This is a genomic window from Shewanella sp. SM69, assembly GCF_025653985.1.
Taxonomy (GTDB): Bacteria; Pseudomonadota; Gammaproteobacteria; order Enterobacterales; family Shewanellaceae; genus Shewanella; species Shewanella oncorhynchi.
In genome coordinates, this window is record NZ_JAKKRV010000043.1 from 1 (window position 1) to 2922 (window position 2922).

At 41.8% G+C, this 2922-nt stretch carries 1 protein-coding gene and 3 pseudogenes; 2 read left to right on the forward strand and 2 right to left on the reverse strand.

What is annotated here, in order from left to right; genetic code table 11:
* Positions 1 to 143, reverse strand: a pseudogene (locus L5M37_RS23895) (IS4 family transposase); the annotation flags it as partial.
* A gap of 433 nt (positions 144 to 576) precedes the next feature.
* On the opposite strand from L5M37_RS23895, the pseudogene L5M37_RS23900 reads away from it, so the two are divergent.
* A pseudogene (locus L5M37_RS23900) lies at positions 577 to 1708 on the forward strand (IS3 family transposase).
* 52 nt (positions 1709 to 1760) lie between these two features.
* Entirely contained in the window at positions 1761 to 2123 is a 363-nt protein-coding gene (locus tag L5M37_RS23905) for a hypothetical protein (protein WP_115014231.1), read from the forward strand.
* A gap of 569 nt (positions 2124 to 2692) precedes the next feature.
* Here L5M37_RS23905 and L5M37_RS23910 read toward each other — a convergent pair.
* Positions 2693 to 2922 (reverse strand): annotated as a pseudogene (locus tag L5M37_RS23910) (IS1634 family transposase); the annotation flags it as partial.

The following is a 2922-nucleotide window of genomic DNA, read 5'->3' on the forward strand; positions in this document are numbered from 1 at the left end:
AAATTTCGACCTAACTCAGTCAAGGTCAGTGTCTTACATTCAATCAGTGCCTTAGAGGCCAGCATCAAGCTGTTTAATCGTTTTAGGTGAAGTTCTGGGCAGTATTGGTGTAAAGAATGTTGTAGGATATTGGCTTCGCGCATCTTGTTGTCCAAGTGTAGTTTTTGGCGAAACCATTTGATCATGCAACAAGATGCGCTTCCACCCTAATTTGATGATTTATTTGTAAATCATCAGGGGATTCTTCAGAGCTGAGTATTAGCGATACCGCCAAACTCACCAATGTGTCGGATAGAACGGTAATTCGGGTTGCTAAAAAGTTGGCAAGTGACCGTTCAGCTGGGTAAGAAGCTTAGCGTACTTTTATTGGCAGTTAATGTGAGTCCACCAAGATGAATGCAAGCCCGTTGTTAGTTAATCTGCGCCCATTGGCAATTAATGTTAGCCCAGATTGGCGGATGTAATCCCGCCGAAGATATTATGTGTGCAAGCCGCTACAGGTAGTGTTTAGAGTGATCTAATCCAATACTTTTGGACATCTCGCTAAGTGAGTAAAATCGCTTATTGAGGTGAAGTATGTCAACAAAGAAACCCCGTAAAATCCACACGCAAGAATTTAAAGCTGAAGCTCGCTCAGAAGATTGCCGCAGCGCGTGAGCTTAATCTTTATGAGTCACAGCTATACAATTGGCGCTCAAGTTCCGAGAAGAAATCAAATACCACGACAAGAGAAGCAGAGCTTGCTGCTGAGGTCGCAAGGCTTAAACGCCAACTCGCTGAACAAGCCGAAGATTTAGCAATCCTAAAAAGGCGGCTACCTACTTCGCGAAGAACCAAAAGTAGCCAGATTTGAGTTTATCCTTGAGCACCAGCACCGCTTTTCTCTCAAGCGAATGGTGGCGGTGCTCAAGGTATCGCGTAGTGGTTTTACACTTGGCGACAGAACGGCACGGCGCTAAGTCCTAGAGCGCTTAAGCGTATGGCCCGTGACGTGCTGATTAAAGCGTCCTTTGATGATTCCAATAGGCGCAACGGCGCACGGCGTATTCAGCAAGATTTAGCGGAAAATAATTGTAAGGCAGATATCAAAACCATTATGGCTAGCATGTCACGGCAGAGTTTAGTGGCAAAGGCGGCGAGGAAATTTAAGGTAACTACTGACAGTCACCATAAGCATCCCGTCGCGCCTAATTTGCTAGAGCAGAACTTTACTGCTACTGCGCCAAACCTGAAGTGGGCTGGCGACATCACGTATTTGTACACCAGCGAAGGATGGCTATATCTGGCTGTAATTATTGACCTTTACTCTCGTACCGTTGTGGGTTGGTCGATGGCAAGCAGAATGACATCGGAGCTTGTTTGTGACGCGTTGAAGATGGCATTATTCCGCCGATGCTTTTCTACTGGTGTGATTATCCATAGCGACCGAGGCAGCCAATACTGCGCAAACGATTATCGAGCCTTAGAGCAAAAACATCAGCTTGTGCAAAGCATGAACCGTAAAGGAAATTGTTGGGATAACGCTTGTGTAGAAAGCTTTTTCCATTCATTGAAAGTTGAAGCGCTGCAAGATGAGCCACTCATGACACGTGATCAAATGAGACAAACGGTATTTGAGTATATTGAGGTTGATTACAATCGGACCAGACGGCATAGTGCTCTTGGGTATTTGAGCCCAGAAAACTTTGAATTAAAAAATAGTGCTTAGCAAAGTGTCCACTATTACTGGATCAGATCAAGATTAATGCAGAGGAAAGAGTATGCAAAACGAATCAACCACAGTAAGGGCTTGCATGAGAACAGCCTTGCAAATATTGGAAAAATGGAACTGCAACCAACAGCAAATTCAGACTTTACTAAAGCTACCTGAAAAGTATAGCAACCTTGATATTGAAAAGGTTAACTTCAGTCAAGACCAAGTCGAAAGGATCAGCTATATACTGAATATTCACGCTAGCTTAAATGCGCTTTTTAGTAACCCTGAAAATATTTATGGGTTTATGAACATGGTGAATTATAATGAACCTTTTAATGGCACAAGGCCAATAGATGTCATTTGCAACGGAAAAACTAATGATTTTAAAATGATTAATACCCATATAAATCAGTTGATTATATGCTAAAACCACCCTTTATTCTTTAGCATTTCACGACAACCTGGTCTATCTTAACGCTAATAGGCATTTTACATTTAATGTTATTTAAAAATTGAGAGCGATACTTTAAATTCTGTAACCTTTAAAAACTTTATTTTGTGACCTTGAAAAACTTTATTTCACAAAAAACCTCCTAACAAATTAGATAACAGTCCATTTTAATGATAGCTAGAAGTAGAAGTCAATATGAGTAAATTGCCTCTGTACTTATAGCCAATAACAGCACCCTAGCCTATTCTCAAGCAAGAACAGATGATTTAAGATGTACAAACACTCCCACTAACGCCTTGCTTATCATCTTAATTCCTCTGATGGGCAGAATTTTATGGAATAACAGAATAAAAAGTCTCCATTACAACCAGAATATAACTAATAAATAGTATCAACAACTAGAAGCAACATGTTTACATCTAAGTAAACCTTTAAAAAAACTGTAGCGCAACAACGTAATCTCATATTAATATTCAGTGACCATGATTAATGCAACTGCTTAAATTAACTCAATAGACCAATAAAACCGACTTTCCGCACCTGATTTAGGAATAAATTTGCCGATACCGTTCGCCTAACACGTCGAGAATGATCTGCTGGTCCACTGTGAGTCCTGTGACTTGAGGTGGCGCCTCTCCCAACTGGTACTCGTGCACCCCGCCAAAGCGTAAAAAAATCCACCGCGCAGTCGGTTTTTGCGTGGGTTTCTTTTTCATGTCCGCCACACTCCGGTTCTGCTCTACTAAGCCCTGCCGGATCCGGTGCTCCAGCGCCG

Coding starts and splice junctions, on each gene's coding strand:
- L5M37_RS23905 (WP_115014231.1), top strand. CDS start 1,761: ATGCAAAACGAATCAACCACAGTAAGGGCTTGCATGAGAACAGCCTTG.